Below are 18,060 nucleotides of genomic sequence, written 5' to 3' on the forward strand. Positions count from 1 at the left end.
TTATTAATATAAATTGGATGGGGACGTAACGAAGCTTAAACTTGATCCTTTACCCGCATCAATGTTCATAGACATTGAAATCCTGATTGCAGTACAAGATCCCGTCTACCCTCAGTGAATCAAACGTGTGCATACCTTCTTCAAAAACGGTTTTAGTACTTATTTAACTCCCTGGAAGTTATCTGCCAATACAAACATAATATTTGTATTGATTTAACGGTTCTAATTGTGGTAAAATTTGTAAAATTATGATCATTTGGAGGAAGGTAGATTGTCAAAGGAAATAATGAGTTACATTGACTATCGAATGGTGAAAATTCCTGGGGGAGAAATAGAATTAAGGGACGATAGAATTAAAAGCAAATGGAAAGCAGAAATAAGACCGTTCCTTCTTGCCCGTTATCCTGTTACTTCGGATCTCTACTATGCTATCACAAATAAATCACCTAATTCTTTTGATCGAAATCTAAAACCTGTTGTCAATATTTCTTGGAATGATGCAATTTTTTTTTGTAATCTACTTTCACAGAAAGCTGGACTGGGAGAGTGTTATTCTAAAAATGGCGAAAACATTGTTTGTGATTGGGAATCCAACGGTTTTCGACTTCCTTCAGAAGCAGAGTGGCAACACGCGTGTAAAGCCGGGACTGCTGGTTATAGATACGGAGAGCTGAATAAGATTGCCTGGTATAACGAAAATTCAGGGGGCATAATCCATGAAGTAGGAACAAAGGAACCGAACCATTGGGGGTTGCATGATATGTTAGGGAATGTTTGGGAATGGTGTTGGGATTTATATGATGAACAAGTGTACGGCACCTACCGTATTTTTCGAGGAGGTAGCTGGGCTGAGGATGCCAGGGGTTGTGGAGCTTCATGTCGTCGGCGCAGCCATCCGACATTTTGCATAGACGACCTAGGATTCCGTCTTGCCCGGTCTTTTTAACTTCAGTAAACCAACTTCATTCAAGGCTTCACAGTTTTTCTTGCGGATAACAGGAGGGAAAACAGAGAGATCAGCTGTATGTATTTGTGATGTAACAAAAATAGAACTGGGTTCATTCCAAAATGAGACGCATCAAAGATTAAAATCCAAAAAGATGACCCGTTTTACATGTATCTTTGTCGTACATCTATTCATTTTCATTTCCAGTTTATTTGTAGGGAACCGATGGGTACAAAATAAAAAACCTGATAATTTTTCAGGTTTTTTTATTTTCATCATTCGATTACCAGAGAAATGCGAGAAAGACTAAAGATGCAATTGCACCAAAGGCAAATCCATTTGCGGCACCCCAACCATATCCTGCATTAAAACCTCCATAACCAAAACCCCCAAGGTTTCCGCTACCGTCAAATGGACGAATATATACACGGTTCGACGTAACCCGATGTATGATTCCCCGATGTACGGTTCCTCTACTTGTCCGAATTTCAACCGGTCTTCCAACACCTTGCCTGCATTTATGATAATAATTATGATATCCCATTTTGCACTCCCCTTGTTAGTCGATTCTACATCGTATGCATTCGGGGACTAGCCTGCATGGATTAAATACCCACCAATCCTTTAAAAGTCTTTCCCATATTCCTTGTCAATGGTAAAACACTCTTTGAAACCAAAGCATAAAATACTTTTATACATGTACCAAAGGAGATTAAGCCATGAACCATTCATACCAAGACGCACTAGCCATATTTGGAATTGAAGGGGCACACCCTGGTGGATTTGAACTGACTAAGCAACTCTTGAAAAATGAAAAAATCGATCATACGTCTATAATCCTTGATGCCGGATGCGGGACAGGGCAAACCTCAGCTTATTTGGAAAAAACGTTTCTTTGCCAAATATCCGCGCTTGATAATCACCCTGAGATGGTCAAACATGCAAAAAAAAGATTCCAACAAGCTAACTTAAGCATTGACCTATATAAGTCTTCAATAGAAGAACTGCCTTTTGACAATAATTCTTTTGATTTTATCATAGCCGAATCTACGACTGCATTCACTGATATACAAAAATCACTCAGTGAATTTTATAGGGTCCTTAAACTAGAAGGAACTTTGTTATCTATTGATATGACAGCAGAAACCAGCCTTGATTCTGCCTCAAAAAAAGAAATCATGAACTTTTATAATTTAAGAGAAGTATTGACGCAATCCGAATGGTTAAAGGCCTTCCAACAAAACGGATTTACAGATCTAAAAATCTTGAGATCGAGTACCGTCTTAGAGGGATTATTGAATTCTTCAGCATCAAGTAGCCCCATTCAGCCTTTGAATGAATCCTTGAAACGAGTCATGGACGAACATTACCGCCTAATTTTGTCTTACGGAAACAGCCTCGGTTATAGAGTATACAGAGCAAGTAAATCATCCAAAAAAGAACATCCAGCTCTCCAACATGAAAAACCCTGCTCATCACTTTGAAAGTGAGTGGCAGGGTTTCCAAGTCAATTGTAAATAAATGAAATATTTTGATGCGGGTTATCCCTTCTCCGTCACTCCAGCGAATCGATTTAAGAATGAGAGTATTTTTCGATAGACGGCAATTTCATTTTCTTTTTTGGAAAAACCATGTCCTTCATCTGTTAGAAGCATATACTCGACATCTCTTCCTTTGTCCTTCAATGCTTGAACGATTTGATCTGATTCCTCTTTGACGACGCGGGGATCGTTTGCTCCTTGAATGACAAGCATTGGTTTTATCATGGATTCCAAATAGGTGATAGGCGAATACTCGATTAGTTTTTCCTTATCTTTTTCCGGATTTCCTACCCACTGATCCATAACGGGCTTCCAGTCTTCTGGAACGGAATTGATAAATGAGAATAGATTGGATGGCCCGAAAATATCGACAACGGCCTTAAAATAATCCGCATGGCGTCCGTGTAGCAGAAGTGCCATATACCCGCCGAAGCTTCCACCCATCAATAGAATGTTCCCTTTTTGTGCATGTCCTTGTTCAATCAGCCAATCAAGGCCGGCTACATTATCAAGTCGTGGTCCATTTCCCCAATCTCCCTCTACCATTTTCATAAATTCCAACCCATAGCCAGTAGAACCCCGGAAGTTTGGCGCAAAAATACTGTAACCGTGATTCAGGAAAAATTGAAATGAAGCTCTGAAGAATTTCCTTTCTGCTGCCTGAGGTCCTCCATGAGGCCAAAAAATGACTTCACCATTATCATTTTCTTTGTTTGGCCTAAAAAATAACGATTCGATCTCCAAGCCATCAAAGGATGGGTATGTAATGATGTCCGGTTCGACCAATTCATTAGAATCGACGCCAGGAACCGTATATTTAGTTAATGATACCCACTCATCAACTGATTTTTTATAAATATTATGAGGCTTGGTTGCGCTCATGCCAAATAAGTAAAGCGTGCCTGATGCAGCGACCTCAAGTTTATTAATGACGCTGCATGGCACAGGGATATTTCTCCAATCTTCATTTTGCAGATTGAACTCATATAACTGATCCTCTACACCCTTTTGACTGGTTACGTATAATAGTTGATTCTCTTTACTATATTTCATCGCAGTAAAACTCTCATTCTCCAATTCTTTAATTTTAATGAATCGGTTTGTTTCAAGGTTGTATGAAGCCAAATAGGTAAAATCCGAATCATAATCAGTTAATAAATATATCATCGAATTTGAAACAAAAACACCATCATTCACTGTGTGTTGTTTCTCGGTGGGCGGCGTGAGCAGGACATGTTCGTTCCCGCTTTTTGCATAGAGAAGGGAATATGTATTTGCATAGTGTTTGTGATAAAGAAAGGTTTTTTCATCGGGACTAAAACCAAGGATATAGGTCGCTGCATCTTTCCCCTCCAGGACGTGTGTTTCCTGTCCTGATTCTAAATCTAAATAATAGGAATTTAGAAAGGAAGGATTTCCCCTTGATGTCGTATAATAGAGTTTTTTGCCATCATTCGATAGAATTGGCATGAAATTACGTGTATTTTCATGGTGGACGATTTCCTTCATTTGCCCGCCCTTCAAGGGAACTCCGTAAAACTGGGTATTTTCGTTACCATCTTGATCGAAACCAGCAATTATAAACCGGCTCTGTTTATCAAATAACAGCTCATGGCAGCTTTGATCAATGGATGTAAGTGGATAAGGAAAACAGTTCGGCAAATCCATTCCCCATAAATTATACTTGCCACTCAAATTCGTACTGAAGACCAGATGTTTTTCATTTGGACTTACTACAAAATCAGTAATGGAAAAAGTTCGTAAAAATTGCTCAACATCAGGTTTGGGAAAAGTGATCATCATGGCAACCCCTTATTTTTATTATACAATGAAAATTCTGTAATTAATTGTACCATATTTTTCCTTATAGCTATAGATAAAATGAATTTGATGAAATTCATGATCATCATTTCTAAAAAAATAACTACCTCCTGGAGATTTAATCAGCTACGATCAAAACATCCAGGTGTCTAGCTTCTCTTAGTAGACGAACTGCAATAGATCCACCCATCATTTCTTGCCATCTCGTTCTTGCTGATTGTCCTAAAATGACTTGTGATGCTTTTTTGTCATGTAATTGTTTCTTGATTTCATTGACCACTGATCGTCTATCCCTCGTTGTATATAATTCAAAAACGCCTCCTAAGCGTTGTGTAAGGCTTACCAGTTTATCTAGTATCACCTTTTCATCAGTTTGCAGTTCATTTTGATGTTTGACGAAAATAACATACCAATCCGCTTTAAGACGATAGGCTATGCGAAACCCCCTTCTAATTAAACGCTCAGCATTTGCTCTAAGATTGACACTGACAAAAATCACTTCATCTTTTCTCCATGGTCCTCTAACTCCTTCCTTACGTTTCATTGACTCTAACCTGTCATCCACATCATCTGCTAATTCACGGAGCGCAAGTTCTCTCAACGCTATAAGGTTTTGTGTCTTGAAGAAATGGCTAAGGGACTGTTCCACTTTATCCATGGCATATATATTACCTTCCTCCATCCTTTTTCTGAGCGCATGTGGTGAGATATCGATCAACTCAAGTTCATCCGATAATTGAAGAATGCTGTCGGGTACTGTTTCTCTTACGGACACACCTGTAATTTGCTTCACATTATCTTTCAAACTTTCTATATGTTGAATATTCATGGTGGAAATAACCGAAATTCCGGCTTCCAAAATGGTCATTACATCTTGATATCTTTTTTGATTCTTGCTTCCCGGTACATTCGTATGTGCTAATTCATCTATCAGGACTACTTCAGGATTCCGATTGATAATTGAATCTAGATCCATTTCCTCCAATAATACGTTTTTATATGGAACAATTTTTTTTGACATGATTTCTAAATTTCCCACTTGGGCAGCTGTCTCTTTACGCCCGTGTGTCTCCAATAATCCAATCACTATATCAATTTCATTTACTTTCAGGTGATTTGCTTCCCTTAGCATTGTATATGTTTTCCCAACACCAGGAGCAGCTCCGATATAAATCTTAAATGTCCCTTTTTTCACCCTTTCGACTTTATCATGCATTTCATCGGGCGGGAGCCTGCGATAAGGATTTTCCCTCCTTTTTTCCGTCTTGATTGCGGGAATGATTCTCTCACCAAGTGCTTTTACTCGGTCTGCCACAATATAAACATCAATGCCCTTGGATTTTCTCAATATTTTATTGACTATGGAACCTTTGACCATTTCTTCCCACACTGGCTTTTTGGATTGGCCCAGGATAATTCGAGTTATCTGATGGTGCATGGAGAATCCAACTATTTCTTCTGCTATTTCGTCTCCCTTCATTGTAATCTCAATAAAACTTCCATTTAATTTATTGATCAGTTTTTGCATGGAGCTTTTAAAGATTTCTTCCTCTTTTGATAGTTTTTTTGATAGTGGGATAAAGCTGGCGATTATAAGCTCACCGCCCAACCGCTTGGCAATCTGATCTCCTCTTCTTATTAATATGGAGCCATTCCAATGATATTGTACACAGACCAATATTCGTTCCGTGGCACCTGAAGGCCCCATTAACCCTTCTAGTTCCCTGTGTTCAGTCAGGTCCTCTTCAACTTCTTCCGCTAAAAACCGAAGTGACAATTCCCTAAGAGTGGCTAGATTTCCGTTGTTATAAAACTGTAACGGCCCTTCGTCGTCTTTTTTACCGATTTCCCCTTTTTGCAGACGTTTTAATATGGCTTCAGGGGTGACATCCAATAAACGTACTTCATCAGCCTTTGTCAAAGTATCTTCTGGAAGTGTAACGTTTACGTGAAGTGAAAGATTCAGTAATTGTTCTGCGACTTTCTTCACTCCTTTCAACTCATAAATATTTATCGTCGTAATGACACTGATTTCATTCCTGATTAATTCCATAACGTCGTCCAATCGGGTGGCGTTTTTTGAATTTAGATGATTTTCATGAGCCAATCGATCAACTAAAACAACCTCCGGATTCCGTTTGTAAATCTTATCTAAATCAAGATCCTGTTCTACGTGTTCATTTCGCTCCCATTCTATAGTTGATATAAGTTCAAGACTGCCTAATTGTTTAATTGTCCCAGGACTGCAGGAATTGTTGACTACCCCGACAACTACATCAATCCCACGTTTCTTCATTTCATTTCCTTCAAGAAGCAACTGGTAGGTCTTGCCTGAACCGCTTACAGCTCCAAGTATGATTTTCAGCCTTCCCCTTTTGATATTGGAAATCGACTCTAGAATTTCATCTGGTGTTTTCCTTCGAAATTGTTCCGACAGAATTAACACCTCCATTATTGTTCTATTTCATTAGGAGAGTCGTCTAAACCCTCCAAAATATGATTATTTTAATTCGTCCAATGCCATATTCAACTCCAAAACATTAATTCGGGGTTCACCAAAAATTCCAAGTGACCGCCCGCTTGTATATTTTTCCACGAGTAGATATACTGTTTTTTCAGATAATTCCCTTTCTTGAGCTATACGAGGAACCTGTACCTTCGCTCCATTAGGGGAAATATTGGGATCAAGTCCTGATCCCGAATTCGTCATCAAGTCAGATGGAATGTCTGCTTTATCGACAGTAGGGTTTTCTTTTAAAAAGTTCGAAATGTCTTTTCTTGTCCGATTTATCATCTTCTCATTTGAAGGAGAAAAGTTTGGCGAACCTGAGCCCGCCGCATCATATTCAATAGAAGAAACACGGCCTTGAAAGTAACCGGGTTCCTTAAAGGATTGGCCGATCATTGCGGAACCTATCAATTCACCCGATTCATTTTTAATTAAACTGCCCTCTGCTTTTGCAGGCATCATCAACTGTGCTAGCCCTGTCATAAGTAACGGATAGGCCACTCCAGATATGACTAGAAGCACCAAAACCAAACGTAAGTTTTTTAACATGGATTACCATCCTTAATTTATATTTTTAAGACATGCTTAACACGACTAGTAGCATATCGATCAATTTAATACCAATGAAGGGAACTAACACTCCGCCTAATCCATACAGGGTCAAATTCCTCGTCAGCAATCTTGTAGCGCTCATAGGAACATATTTAACCCCTTTCATCGCCAAAGGTATTAGCAACGGAATGATGATGGCATTAAATATTAAAGCTGATAATACGGCGCTTTGGGGTGTCGCCAATCCCATAATGTTCAGGGCTTTCATTTGAGGTATCGCCAACATGAACATGGCCGGTATTATCGCAAAATATTTAGCTACATCATTAGCGATGCTAAAGGTTGTCAATGCTCCCCTAGTCATGAGCAACTGTTTCCCAATCGCTACCACTTCGATGATTTTTGTGGGATCTGAATCTAAATCCACCATATTTGCTGCTTCCTTCGCCGCGTTTGTCCCTGTATTCATCGCCAACCCGACATCTGCCTGTGCCAATGCAGGAGCATCGTTTGTTCCGTCTCCAGTCATTGCAACAAGCTTGCCCTCCTCTTGTTCCCGCTTGATGACAGAGATTTTATCTTCTGGCTTGGCCTCGGCAATAAAATCATCGACACCTGCTTCTTTCGCGATGGTTTCAGCTGTTAACGGGTTATCCCCGGTGCACATTATGGTTTTAATACCCATTTTCCTTAATTCACCAAATCGTTCCTTCATGCCTGGTTTCACAGTATCTTTCAAGTATATTGTGCCAAGTATACGGTTTCCTTCTGTGACAACCAGTGGAGTACCTCCTTTTTTAGCCACTTCATCACAAGTGTCTTTTAATCCGATAGGCACTTTTCCTCCCTGATGCACTATATATTTCATTATCGTATCAACTGCACCCTTTCTGACCCTTTTCCCATCAGGAAAGTCCGTTCCGCTCATTCTGGTTTCCGCCGTAAATTCAATTCCTTCGGTACCGTTTTTATCCAGCATTTTTTCAGGTAACCCATTTTTTTTGGCGAATTCCAATACAGAGCGGCCCTCAGGGGTTTCATCATGTAAAGATGCGTATACGGCATATTGGTTAAGCTCTTCCTGACATATACCGCTAGCCGGTATTAAGGCTGAAGCCATGCGGTTACCATGTGTTATGGTTCCTGTTTTATCAAGGATGATCGTATTGATATCACCAGCCGCTTCGACCGATTTTCCAGACTTCGCAATTACATTGAATTGTGTTACCCTATCCATACCCGCTATTCCTATGGCTGAGAGTAAGCCCCCGATTGTTGTGGGGATCAGGCAAACCAGTAATGCCACCAAGGTCGCGATTGGAAGGGTAACTTGAATATAGGACGCAATCGGTACCAGTGTGGTGCAAACAAGTAAAAAGATAATGGTCAAGCTAACCAGCAGAGTGCCAAGTGCGATTTCATTCGGTGTTTTTTTCCTTTTAGCTCCTTCGACCAAATTGATCATCCGATCCAGGAAAGATTCACCAGGGTCTGCACTGACTTTAACCTTGATATAATCACTGATGACTTTTGTACCCCCTGTTACAGAACTGAAATCCCCACCAGTTTCTTTTATTACAGAAGCTGATTCTCCCGTGATCGCTGATTCATCTATGGCTGCCACTCCTTCGATGATTTCCCCATCCGTCGGTATTAAATCGTTTGCGTTCACTAAAACCATATCGCCTTTACGTAATTGCAAGGCATCGACTATTATTACTGATCCATCTTTCTGGATTAACCTTGCTTTAGTATCCTGCTTTGTCTTTTTGAGACTATTGGCTTGCGCTTTTCCGCGTCCCTCTGCAAGAGCTTCGGCAAAATTAGAAAAAATGATCGTTACGAATAAAATGATGGATACTGCAATGTTATACCCCCTATCAGCCACTCCACCAAAAAGCGCAGGAAATATAGACAGAAGAAGCGTAAGGGCAAACCCCACTTCAACTACAAACATGACTGGATTGCGAGCCATAACTTTTGGATTCAATTTCTTGAGTGCATCTTTACTTGCCTCATAAACAAGGTTCTTATTTAAACTTGCTATTCGCTCTATTCTCATTTGAAATGCCCCTTTTCAACATTTATCTAATCGTAAGCCATTCTGCAACCGGTCCAAGTGAAATTATTGGAAAGAAAGTCAAAGCTCCAATAATTAAAACCGAGGCTAAAAGAATGACAAGGAACGTACCATTATCCGTTTTGAAAGTTCCTATTGTCTCAGGAACAGGCTTCTTTACAAGTAATGATCCTGCGACGGCAATCATGGCGATCATGGAAAAATAACGTCCGAACAACATGACTAAACCAGTGGAAACATTCCAAAAAGGGGTATTGTCGCCTAAACCTTCAAAACCGGAACCATTATTGGCTGCTGAAGAGGTAAACTCATAAACGACTTGAGTAATGCCATGAAAGCCCGGGTTTGAAATAGCTGCTGAACCCATTTGTGTCGCTAAAGCAATGGCCGATGGAACTAATATGATCAACGGGTGGAGAAGAATCGCTATAGCTATTAACTTCATCTCCTGGCCTTCAATTTTCTTACCCAAAAACTCAGGTGTACGTCCCACCATCAGTCCGGCAAGAAATACAGCCAATATGGAATACATGAGAATATTGACCGTACCCACACCATCTCCGCCAAATACACAATTCACCATCATCATTGCAAGTGGTGCTACACTTCCTAGCGGTGTTAGGGTATCATGCATATTATTTACCGACCCTGTGGTGGCAGCTGTAGTTATACTAGTGAATAATGCACTCTGGGCCACCCCGAAACGAACCTCTTTCCCCTCCATACTCCCATCCTCTTGCGAAAGGCCTATTTCCTCTAATGCTGGATTGCCATTTTTCTCATTAAAATAAGTAATGCTAAAGAAGAGAAGTAACATGAATCCCATTGCTGAAAATAGGATCCAGCCTTGCTTCTTATTCCTCGCCATATACCCAAACGTCAGCGGAAGGGCAGCTGGTATTAGGAACATGGATAATATTTCTAAGACATTCGTGAAACCATTAGGATTTTCAAACGGATGGGCTGAGTTGACCCCAAAGAACCCTCCTCCGTTTGTTCCTATGTGCTTAATGGATTCTAGTGCCGCTACAGGTCCCCTTGCTATATTTTGGGTGGCTCCTTCTAATGTTGTAGCGACTGCCGTAGGGCTAAATGTTTGCGGAACCCCCTGGGACACTAAGACTAAACCAATTAAAATCGATAATGGTAGCAGCACTCGAGTAATCGTACGGATTAAATCCACATAGAAGTTTCCTAGGCTCCGCTGACCTGTCAATCCTCTAAAAAAAGCCATACATAAAGCAATGCCGGTAGCTGGGGTCGTAAACATCAAGAATATGATTACTGCCATTTGAGATAAATAAGAAAGTCCCGATTCTCCACTATAATGCTGTAAATTGGTATTCGTAAGAAAGCTTGCAGCGGTATTTAATGCCAACAATGGTTCCATGTTGTCTATCTTGCTGGGGTTGCCTGGTAACTCCCCTTGGAAGCGAATGATAATATAAGAGACTAAGAACATCACTAAATTACTCATTAGCAGTGCCTTGGCGTACTGCTGCCATTTCATATCCACCGTGTTAATGCCGGATAGTTTAAAGATATACCGTTCCATCCTTCCAAACACCCGATCTTGTTTCGTTAATTCAAGGGAATAAACATTCGTTAAATATTTAGCCAATGGTATGGCTAAGATAATCGCAACTGCCAGTACCGCAACGATTTGCACTAGATCCATTTCCTTCTCCTCCGTTAGTCTCCCTTAGTATTTTTCCGGGTATATTAAGGCATGTATTAAATACAACGTAACCGCTCCGACGATGATCATTAAAAACATTTCTCTACTCTCCCTTTGCAATGACTTTATTACAGAAATGAATGAATCCTAAAAAGAGGATAAACGGTGTAGCCATTAATGAAAGTGCTATAATATCCATTTTTCTTCTCCCTTCCCGCCCAGCCATTAAATGTCTTTATTCCCCTTCACCTCCTAAAAGATTGGTTTCTTATAGTTACTGGCTAAAATCGTGGTTCCTAGCGTTCACCTTTGGATTATGATATTGGACCTTTAACACTGTTCCTTTTCTCAGGCAGACGTCGGTTAAGGCATAAAAAAATAGACCAATGGTTACTTTTCCCCTAGTTTGCAGCCCTGCACAAATCCAATCTCCGTCCTACAGCGTCATGAACGCATCAGAAAAAGAAAGATATACAGAAACAAACATTTTGTTGGAGAAAAAGTAATCATTGGTCTACTTAACGCCCAGCAAGCCATAGAGCTTACTCCACGATCCGTCTTCCAAGAAACCTTTTCAATTATAGGCATAATAAAAAGACCTACGGAAATGTCAGGTTGCCATTTTGCTATGACATAACAAAAAAGCCTCCTGAATCAAGGTGGTCTTATGACCTCCTTCGCTTTAGCCGACGAAGTTAGCTGACGGGTAGGATGGCGAAAGAGTATCTCATCCCTTCTGCAAATGCAGAATTAACCCCATGAATAGTGGGTCCTCCGTTCTCAATCACTTGAGATTTGGCCGGTATCAAATTGTTTTTCATGAGGATTATTGTACGCCCCTCATTCAAGGTTTGTAAACTCTTATTAATCTTTAAAAACCTCCATTTCTGATCATTTAAGACGATATTTACCCATTTCATCAGCAAAAATGCTATATTTCTTAAATATACTAACTTTTTCACTTTTTTCTAAAGTTTTACAAACTGTTATTGACAGGAACTTAGACGTGGCATTATGATAAATCCCATAAATTCGTCAGATAAACTGGAGGCATTATGATAAATACAAAAAAAAGGATTGAGGCTGAAATAAGCGAAGCGTTCATTAAGTTCCAGCGTGAATTGATAGGAAGAGGACCTCAGGAAACTAAAACTTATATAATCAATGATATGTTGATAACCCGTTTCAAGGGTGTCCTTACTGTTGAGGAAAAGCACCTTGTGAGTCACAATTCCGGCAAAAAACTGGTAAAAAAAATGCGTTCACTACTTCGTGAAATGTACACTAAGGATTATGAAAAAATAGTTGAAGATCATACTGGTTGTAAGGTTCTTTCTTCTCACAGTGATATAAGCACTAAAACTGGCGAAAGAATTGAAGTTTTCATTATGGATAAGGATTTGGAACGGCTTTTTGATACCATCAAGTAGGTTAAAAAGTTATGATTATACCACTTTAATATTATAGTAAAATAATTACAAAAAGCTTTATATTAGAAAAACATCAGTGGGGTGACAATAATTGCCACCCCACTGATGTTTTTTAAGGTTCACTTTTCTTTTAACCACTTTTTTATCATTATACATTCTCCAATTAAACCACCTGCTAGAAAACATATAACAGCGGTTCCTAAAGTAGGTGTTGCAGCATATTTTATCTATTATTACAAAAAGCCCCTTACAGTGGAGCTTATGCAGCTGCAGGTGTTGTTGGTGGCTCTGTTCCATATATATATTACTCTATGAATGATGCCGAATGTATTATTGGTAACTATTCACACAACAAAAGTACTGATAAATTTCACAAAGACAAAGCTCGAAAAAAACAAATAGGGAAAACAAGTGTAAGTTATCAAAAAAGATTTCAGTATATTAATCCTGCCCCTTCCGAAGTGTAAAACGCTAAAAAAAGCACGAATGATGTTTTAACAACATTCATGCTTTTTGGGGATAATCTTAACTTTATCCTGTCAAGTAGACAATAAAAAAGAGTTTTTTTATTGAGAGGTTTTTTACTGCATCTCAATTAAACTGCTCAACAGGCCTTTATTCAACACCACGGCACTTGGAACACTAGTGATGCATCTTTTTTAAACCAACCATTCTCTTGTTCATAGACTTCAATAGTGATTTTTCGATCATTCTTACCATCAAAATAATAATCTATCTTCAAAACATTTTTACCAGAGTTTGTGTATCATTAAGAATCATTCGATATATCTTCTTGCTCCGGCATATTCCTCTCCGTATCCCGATGTTTTTATTTCATCTATCCTTACATGTGTTGAGCTGTTTGGCGAATGGATCATTTTGCCGTCGCCAATATACATTCCCACATGATGGACCCTTCCTTTCCCTTTATCATGTGCAAAAAATAGTAAATCACCTGGTTGAAGATCTTCTGGTTCCACCTTTTTACCATGTTGCGCCTGAATGGAGGAGTCCCTTGGAATCGTTATTCCATTAGCATGGTACATCGTATAGGTAAAACCAGAGCAATCAAATCCAAAACCGGACATTCCAGCCCATAGGTAAGGAAGCCCTAAAAATCCCTTTCCTGTTTCTACGATGTCCTTACCGGTTGGAACTGGAATTTGACTTTCGTCTCGGTAGACGGACACGTCTTTCTTTTCTATCCATTTTGCTCCATTGCTTGGTGTCATCACCTTCACTTTATCCTTTTTCACCTGTAATAACGGAAGACGTGTATTGAAGCTGATCTCCATGAATTTCGACCGATGTTTCGAATCCGAATAAAGCCAAGTCTTTGGAGCATTTACAAGGGCAAATCCTCTATTGAACTGCTTCTCGAAGGATTTTCCTAATTTCAATTGCCCCTTCGGCATCCAGCCTGGATAACCTGCTTCATTACGGGGCGTAGGCTGATTGGCAGCAGCTACTTTCACCCATTCACCCCGTTCTTCTAGAATGGTCACTTTAGAACCATATAACGCTTGTGTCTCCAGGTTACCCACAAGCCACAGTTTGTCTTCATAATGCATGGATTTAATCCATGCATTCAAATCAACGGGGTTCGATGCTGAAGGGGCATCCAATTCCCTTAATAGACCCGGCTCCGTCCAAAGAGTTGCAGCAGTTACATCCACATAGGCAATTCTCTCCTGTTCTCTTGCGCCGGCTTCGTTGGGATTTAATACTAAAATACTGAGCGCAAAGAAAGATAGCACTAAAACGGTTAACCTTTTTCGTCTAATCAAAATAATCACCCTTTCAAAATAGTTTTATTGAGTAAAAGAGGATTTCCTCTTGACTCCGAGTCCAGGTTTTTCGGCAATGAGGAGTTGATCTTTCCTAAATTCAATGCCTTCAAATGGTTCATTCTTAATCCATAATGGTGCATCTAAATCGATTTTCGTTATATTTGGATGAGCGGTTGCCAGATGTGCAGCGGCGGCTACGCTCACGGATGATTCCATCATACTGCCGATCATGCATTCCACCCCTGCTGCTTCTGCCATATCCGCGATTTGAAGTGCCCGTCGAATTCCTCCTGTTTTCATTAATTTAATATTAAGGAAATCAACAGCATGTTCATTCAGGAGTCTCATGGCATCACGAGGGGAAAACAAACTTTCATCTGCCATTATCGGCACTTGGACAGACCTCTTTATTTCTTTCAATCCTTCGATATCATGGGCTTGCACTGGCTGTTCCACCAAATCAACGTTCAGCTTTTTTTCCTCGAGTTCATGAATGATGGAAATCGCTTGTTTTGTTGTCCACCCTTGATTTGCGTCAATCCTGATAATGACCTGGTCGCCAACAGCAGCACGAATGCAGGCAACCCGCTCCACGTCACTCCTCCAGTCTTTCCCCAACTTTATCTTCATTGTTGAGAATCCGCCATCGATGAGGGACAATGCCGCCTTTGCCATTTCTTCAGGTTTATCAACGCTGATTGTCATATCATTTTTCAGGACATTCGATTTACCACCCAGATATTGATATAAAGGCAGCCGCCATCGTTTGCTGACTGCGTCATATAAAGCTATTTCAACAGCAGCTTTTGCACTTGTGTTGCCTACACAGGATCGTTGTATTAGTTGAGACAATGCATTGATATTTTCGATGTCGCGGCCGATTAGATGTGGCGTGATCACTTCTTCAATGACAGTCATGATTCCTTTTGTAGAATCACCTGTGATGGCAACCGTGGGGGCTGCAGCTCCCAAACCTTCCGTTCCATCCTCCAACCTCACGGAAACCATGATATTTTCAATTTCCATAGCTGTACGTAATGCAGTCTTGAACGGCTTGACAAGTGGCAAAGTTTCCACTGATACTTGTAAACTTTCAATCTTCATATTAACAACCCTTCCTTAAAAGCTTGAGAGTATATATGATGTAAGAATTCCAAAATAGGTACCCAGAAGACTGCCAAGTACAGCCATCAAAATTCCGACCGGTATTAGGGCACGGTTGAATGCACCAGCCAATATTGGGGCTGATGCCACCCCTCCTATATTCGCCAATGAGGCAACTCCCATAGTGAATAGATCCAACTTAAAGATTTTAGCTAAAATGACCATGATCAACCCATGAAAGAATAGAATCATAAATCCGGATAAAATATACACAGGCGCCTGAAACAGCTGTGAAAAATCGGCATGGGAAGCAATTAAACCAATGACTATATAAAGCATGACTTTGGAAATTTCCATGGAACCGGCAATACGGCCAACCTTTGTGACAGCCAGAATTAAACCTATTGTCGATGCAATGATGATCGTCCAAGTGGTCGCATTCACTGCGGCACCCAGTACTGGCAGCCTTTCCCCCATTTTGGTTGCCCCTGCTGATACAATTAAAGCCAGCGCCAGGAAACCGATCAATTCCACAAATCCAAATTCCGTTTTTGTGGTTTCCCCCGCTTCAAGCTCGGAAGTCATTTGATCAATGAACGATGTATCCGCTTTAGTCCAAATATTGAATTTTCCAGCAAGAGGCACCAGCCAAAACAAGAACATGACCCAAATGGAATAATTGACTGTATCCATGATCAACGCATAACCAAAAATATTTTCAGGAACTTCGAGTATGCCTTGTAAGATCACCATATTGGCAGATCCCCCCGTCCAGCTGGCGCTTAAAGCCGAGAATGCCTTCCATGTTCCTTCCGCATAAAAGCCATTCATTAAAACGTAAGTAAGGGTGAACCCTCCAATGATGCTGAATGAAGCGGCAAAAAAAGTTAAAAGCATCTTTGGTCCAAGTCTGATTATTTTACGCATATCGCATTGCAAAAGCATGAGCATCAGCATGGCAGGAAGCAGGAGTCCCCGTATGGTGCCATATGCACTTTCGACTGACTCACTGTCTGAAAAGACCCCAAAAGTTTTCATCAGAGCCGCTCCAATATAAATTAGGACAATACCAGGTACATACTTGAAGAACTTTCCCCCTATCTTTTTTTCCGCTACTGCAATCACGGCAGTAAATGCCAATAAAAAACAGACAAACATCACGCCATCTTGAATCATTTCCCATACCTCCTTATATTTAGGGGGTTCCGTTAAACTAAAATGTGATTTTCCTCTTCAGTAAAAAGCCAATAAGAAGAATTCAAATCCGACAGAGTCTAACATAGCCCCACATAAAAAAATCCAGCTGCCAAAGAGTGCGCATACACTCTTTAACAGCTGGATTTCAATCGCGAATAACAAAAGAAGCAGCTATAAATTATAAAGTTGTTGATATTTAATGCTCGCATTTCTTAGAGCGACGGTCAGTGCTTTCTGAGATGAACCAAAGTAACGTTTCTCAATTACTTTCTCCAATTCATCGGGTTGAAGTATGGATTTACCTACTAACATGGAATGAATGAACCGCGATGTAAGCGATATCGTAGTCGAGCATTCCACATCCACTATTTCATGTGTATCATTATCAATGACGAACCCGATAAAAAAGCAGTTGAATTGCTGCGTAATTGGGTTATTAGAAGCCGCCTTCGATTCGCCAACGATATATACTGTATTCTGATGAAACATAATATTTGTGCCTCCTGCCATTACAGACATCATAACAGGTATAAATAGGGTGACTATCTATATTATTACAATATGAAATGGTTATTTATATTCTAATATATATAACATGCATTTGACAATATATTTAGTATATTAAGTTAATTCCCAACTCCTTCGGCAAGAGACTTGAAAAGTTCTGGCCAATACGCAGCCCAAGTCCTTTTAAACGCATGTCATTAAGTGATAAATACCCATCTTCACACCATTATACGGAAGGTTATGCTGCCAATCTTAAACTAGATTAGCATGATTCCTTCCGTTCTATTTTTAGTTGGGAGATAAAAGATGAAAGACACTATTGAATTAATAGTATCTCAGTTTGTCGACAAAAGGTTGGCAGAATAGTCTCCTCTTGGACCAGTATTGAGCGAATCACGTGCTTAACACTTGAGTGCCCACTTCAATGACAGCTTCCATTTTCCGAAAGCATAGTGGTCACATCGAGGATTATTACCATAATTGAAGAAATTTGCGACACTTCTGCCGAATAACTGGCTAGCCGAGACCCCGCAGACGCTTGCGGCGAGGAGCCTTGGCAGACAGTTGGCGGAAAGGGAGCGGATTTCTGAAATCAACTATAACGTTATTATTTTAAAAAAACTGTAGGCAAACCCGCTTTTCATCGAGTTTGCCTACAGTCTGAGACACTATTATATTAATAATATTTTTTCCAATCAATTAATTCAGCCCCTCATAAGGCTTATATTTCGCATACATATCTTTTCGTCGATGGTTGCTGCACCACTTTTTCGATATTCATAAAGTTCGTCGATATCGACAGTTCAGGCAATAAACCTAAGAACCCTATAAGCGGAACCAAAAGCAATAGCTTAATGGCATTCAATTTATACCCTCCCCTATTTAGCTTCTTAACATGGATGCAT

At 40.0% G+C, this 18,060-nt stretch carries 14 protein-coding genes and 1 riboswitch; of the genes, 3 read left to right on the forward strand and 11 right to left on the reverse strand.

All coding sequences use genetic code 11. The features are described from left to right. Window positions 1-307: 307 nt before the first annotated feature. On the forward strand, window positions 308-946 hold the full coding sequence (locus QUF86_RS19820; protein WP_289336262.1) for a formylglycine-generating enzyme family protein: 639 nt from the start codon (window positions 308-310) through the stop codon (window positions 944-946). 283 nt (window positions 947-1,229) lie between these two features. Here QUF86_RS19820 and QUF86_RS19825 read toward each other — a convergent pair whose 3' ends face one another. Continuing rightward, the gene (locus tag QUF86_RS19825) at window positions 1,230-1,490 is read right to left on the reverse strand and encodes a hypothetical protein (protein ID WP_289335335.1); all 261 of its coding nucleotides are present in this window, start codon (window positions 1,488-1,490) and stop codon (window positions 1,230-1,232) included. A 175-nt stretch (window positions 1,491-1,665) separates the two neighbouring features. Here QUF86_RS19825 and QUF86_RS19830 point away from each other — a divergent pair, with 175 nt between their 5' ends. Then, window positions 1,666-2,430: a class I SAM-dependent methyltransferase gene (locus tag QUF86_RS19830; RefSeq protein ID WP_289335337.1), complete on the forward strand. Its 765-nt coding sequence runs from the start codon at window positions 1,666-1,668 to the stop codon at window positions 2,428-2,430. Window positions 2,431-2,487: 57 nt separating this feature from the next. Here the strand turns inward: QUF86_RS19830 and QUF86_RS19835 are convergent, their stop codons facing one another. The 5 genes from QUF86_RS19835 to kdpA form a co-directional block, all read right to left on the reverse strand. Beyond that, window positions 2,488-4,287 (reverse strand): S9 family peptidase, encoded by a 1,800-nt coding sequence (locus QUF86_RS19835; protein ID WP_289335339.1) that lies wholly within the window; start codon window positions 4,285-4,287, stop codon window positions 2,488-2,490. Window positions 4,288-4,426: 139 nt separating this feature from the next. Beyond that, window positions 4,427-6,760, reverse strand: coding sequence for a histidine kinase (locus QUF86_RS19840; protein ID WP_289335341.1), 2,334 nt, complete (start codon window positions 6,758-6,760; stop codon window positions 4,427-4,429). 48 nt (window positions 6,761-6,808) lie between these two features. Next, a complete protein-coding gene (gene kdpC / locus QUF86_RS19845; RefSeq protein ID WP_289335342.1) occupies window positions 6,809-7,366 on the reverse strand; it encodes a potassium-transporting ATPase subunit KdpC in 558 nt (185 codons plus the stop codon). 25 nt (window positions 7,367-7,391) lie between these two features. Further along, window positions 7,392-9,431 carry a potassium-transporting ATPase subunit KdpB gene (gene kdpB, locus QUF86_RS19850; RefSeq protein WP_289335344.1) on the reverse strand — a complete coding sequence of 680 codons (2,040 nt, stop codon included), beginning with the start codon at window positions 9,429-9,431 and terminating at the stop codon, window positions 7,392-7,394. Between the two features lie 22 nt (window positions 9,432-9,453). Beyond that, the gene (gene kdpA, locus QUF86_RS19855; protein ID WP_289335345.1) at window positions 9,454-11,127 is read right to left on the reverse strand and encodes a potassium-transporting ATPase subunit KdpA; all 1,674 of its coding nucleotides are present in this window, start codon (window positions 11,125-11,127) and stop codon (window positions 9,454-9,456) included. A gap of 669 nt (window positions 11,128-11,796) precedes the next feature. Then, window positions 11,797-11,938: riboswitch (cyclic di-AMP (ydaO/yuaA leader) on the reverse strand. Window positions 11,939-12,182: 244 nt separating this feature from the next. On the opposite strand from kdpA, the gene QUF86_RS19860 reads away from it, so the two are divergent. After that, entirely contained in the window at window positions 12,183-12,557 is a 375-nt protein-coding gene (locus tag QUF86_RS19860) for a Na-translocating system protein MpsC family protein (protein ID WP_289316457.1), read from the forward strand. A gap of 776 nt (window positions 12,558-13,333) precedes the next feature. Here the strand turns inward: QUF86_RS19860 and QUF86_RS19865 are convergent. The 5 genes from QUF86_RS19865 to QUF86_RS19885 form a co-directional block, all read right to left on the reverse strand. After that, complete coding sequence (locus QUF86_RS19865) at window positions 13,334-14,344, reverse strand: C40 family peptidase (RefSeq protein WP_483313928.1); 1,011 nt, start codon at window positions 14,342-14,344, stop codon at window positions 13,334-13,336. Window positions 14,345-14,368: 24 nt separating this feature from the next. After that, window positions 14,369-15,451: a dipeptide epimerase gene (locus QUF86_RS19870; RefSeq protein ID WP_289335346.1), complete on the reverse strand. Its 1,083-nt coding sequence runs from the start codon at window positions 15,449-15,451 to the stop codon at window positions 14,369-14,371. A 15-nt stretch (window positions 15,452-15,466) separates the two neighbouring features. Further along, complete coding sequence (locus QUF86_RS19875) at window positions 15,467-16,627, reverse strand: DUF819 family protein (RefSeq protein WP_289335347.1); 1,161 nt, start codon at window positions 16,625-16,627, stop codon at window positions 15,467-15,469. A gap of 192 nt (window positions 16,628-16,819) precedes the next feature. Then, window positions 16,820-17,137: a DUF3870 domain-containing protein gene (locus QUF86_RS19880; RefSeq protein ID WP_289325054.1), complete on the reverse strand. Its 318-nt coding sequence runs from the start codon at window positions 17,135-17,137 to the stop codon at window positions 16,820-16,822. Window positions 17,138-17,876: 739 nt separating this feature from the next. After that, window positions 17,877-18,020: a hypothetical protein gene (locus tag QUF86_RS19885; RefSeq protein ID WP_289335348.1), complete on the reverse strand. Its 144-nt coding sequence runs from the start codon at window positions 18,018-18,020 to the stop codon at window positions 17,877-17,879. Between the last annotated feature and the right edge of the window lie 40 nt (window positions 18,021-18,060).

The sequence above is a fragment of the Peribacillus sp. NJ11 genome (assembly GCF_030348405.1).
In the GTDB taxonomy this organism is placed as follows: Bacteria; Bacillota; Bacilli; order Bacillales; family DSM-1321; genus Peribacillus.

Excerpts from the sequence above, each read along its gene's own strand:
- QUF86_RS19835 (WP_289335339.1), bottom strand. The coding sequence starts at position 4,287 with ATGATCACTTTTCCCAAACCTGATGTTGAGCAATTTTTACGAACTTTT.
- QUF86_RS19825 (WP_289335335.1), bottom strand. The coding sequence starts at position 1,490 with ATGGGATATCATAATTATTATCATAAATGCAGGCAAGGTGTTGGAAGA.
- QUF86_RS19860 (WP_289316457.1), top strand. The coding sequence starts at position 12,183 with ATGATAAATACAAAAAAAAGGATTGAGGCTGAAATAAGCGAAGCGTTC.
- kdpB (WP_289335344.1), bottom strand. The coding sequence starts at position 9,431 with ATGAGAATAGAGCGAATAGCAAGTTTAAATAAGAACCTTGTTTATGAG.
- QUF86_RS19820 (WP_289336262.1), top strand. The coding sequence starts at position 308 with ATGGTGAAAATTCCTGGGGGAGAAATAGAATTAAGGGACGATAGAATT.
- QUF86_RS19880 (WP_289325054.1), bottom strand. The coding sequence starts at position 17,137 with ATGTTTCATCAGAATACAGTATATATCGTTGGCGAATCGAAGGCGGCT.
- QUF86_RS19875 (WP_289335347.1), bottom strand. The coding sequence starts at position 16,627 with ATGATTCAAGATGGCGTGATGTTTGTCTGTTTTTTATTGGCATTTACT.
- QUF86_RS19830 (WP_289335337.1), top strand. The coding sequence starts at position 1,666 with ATGAACCATTCATACCAAGACGCACTAGCCATATTTGGAATTGAAGGG.
- QUF86_RS19840 (WP_289335341.1), bottom strand. The coding sequence starts at position 6,760 with ATGGAGGTGTTAATTCTGTCGGAACAATTTCGAAGGAAAACACCAGAT.
- kdpA (WP_289335345.1), bottom strand. The coding sequence starts at position 11,127 with ATGGATCTAGTGCAAATCGTTGCGGTACTGGCAGTTGCGATTATCTTA.
- QUF86_RS19870 (WP_289335346.1), bottom strand. The coding sequence starts at position 15,451 with ATGAAGATTGAAAGTTTACAAGTATCAGTGGAAACTTTGCCACTTGTC.
- kdpC (WP_289335342.1), bottom strand. The coding sequence starts at position 7,366 with ATGTTAAAAAACTTACGTTTGGTTTTGGTGCTTCTAGTCATATCTGGA.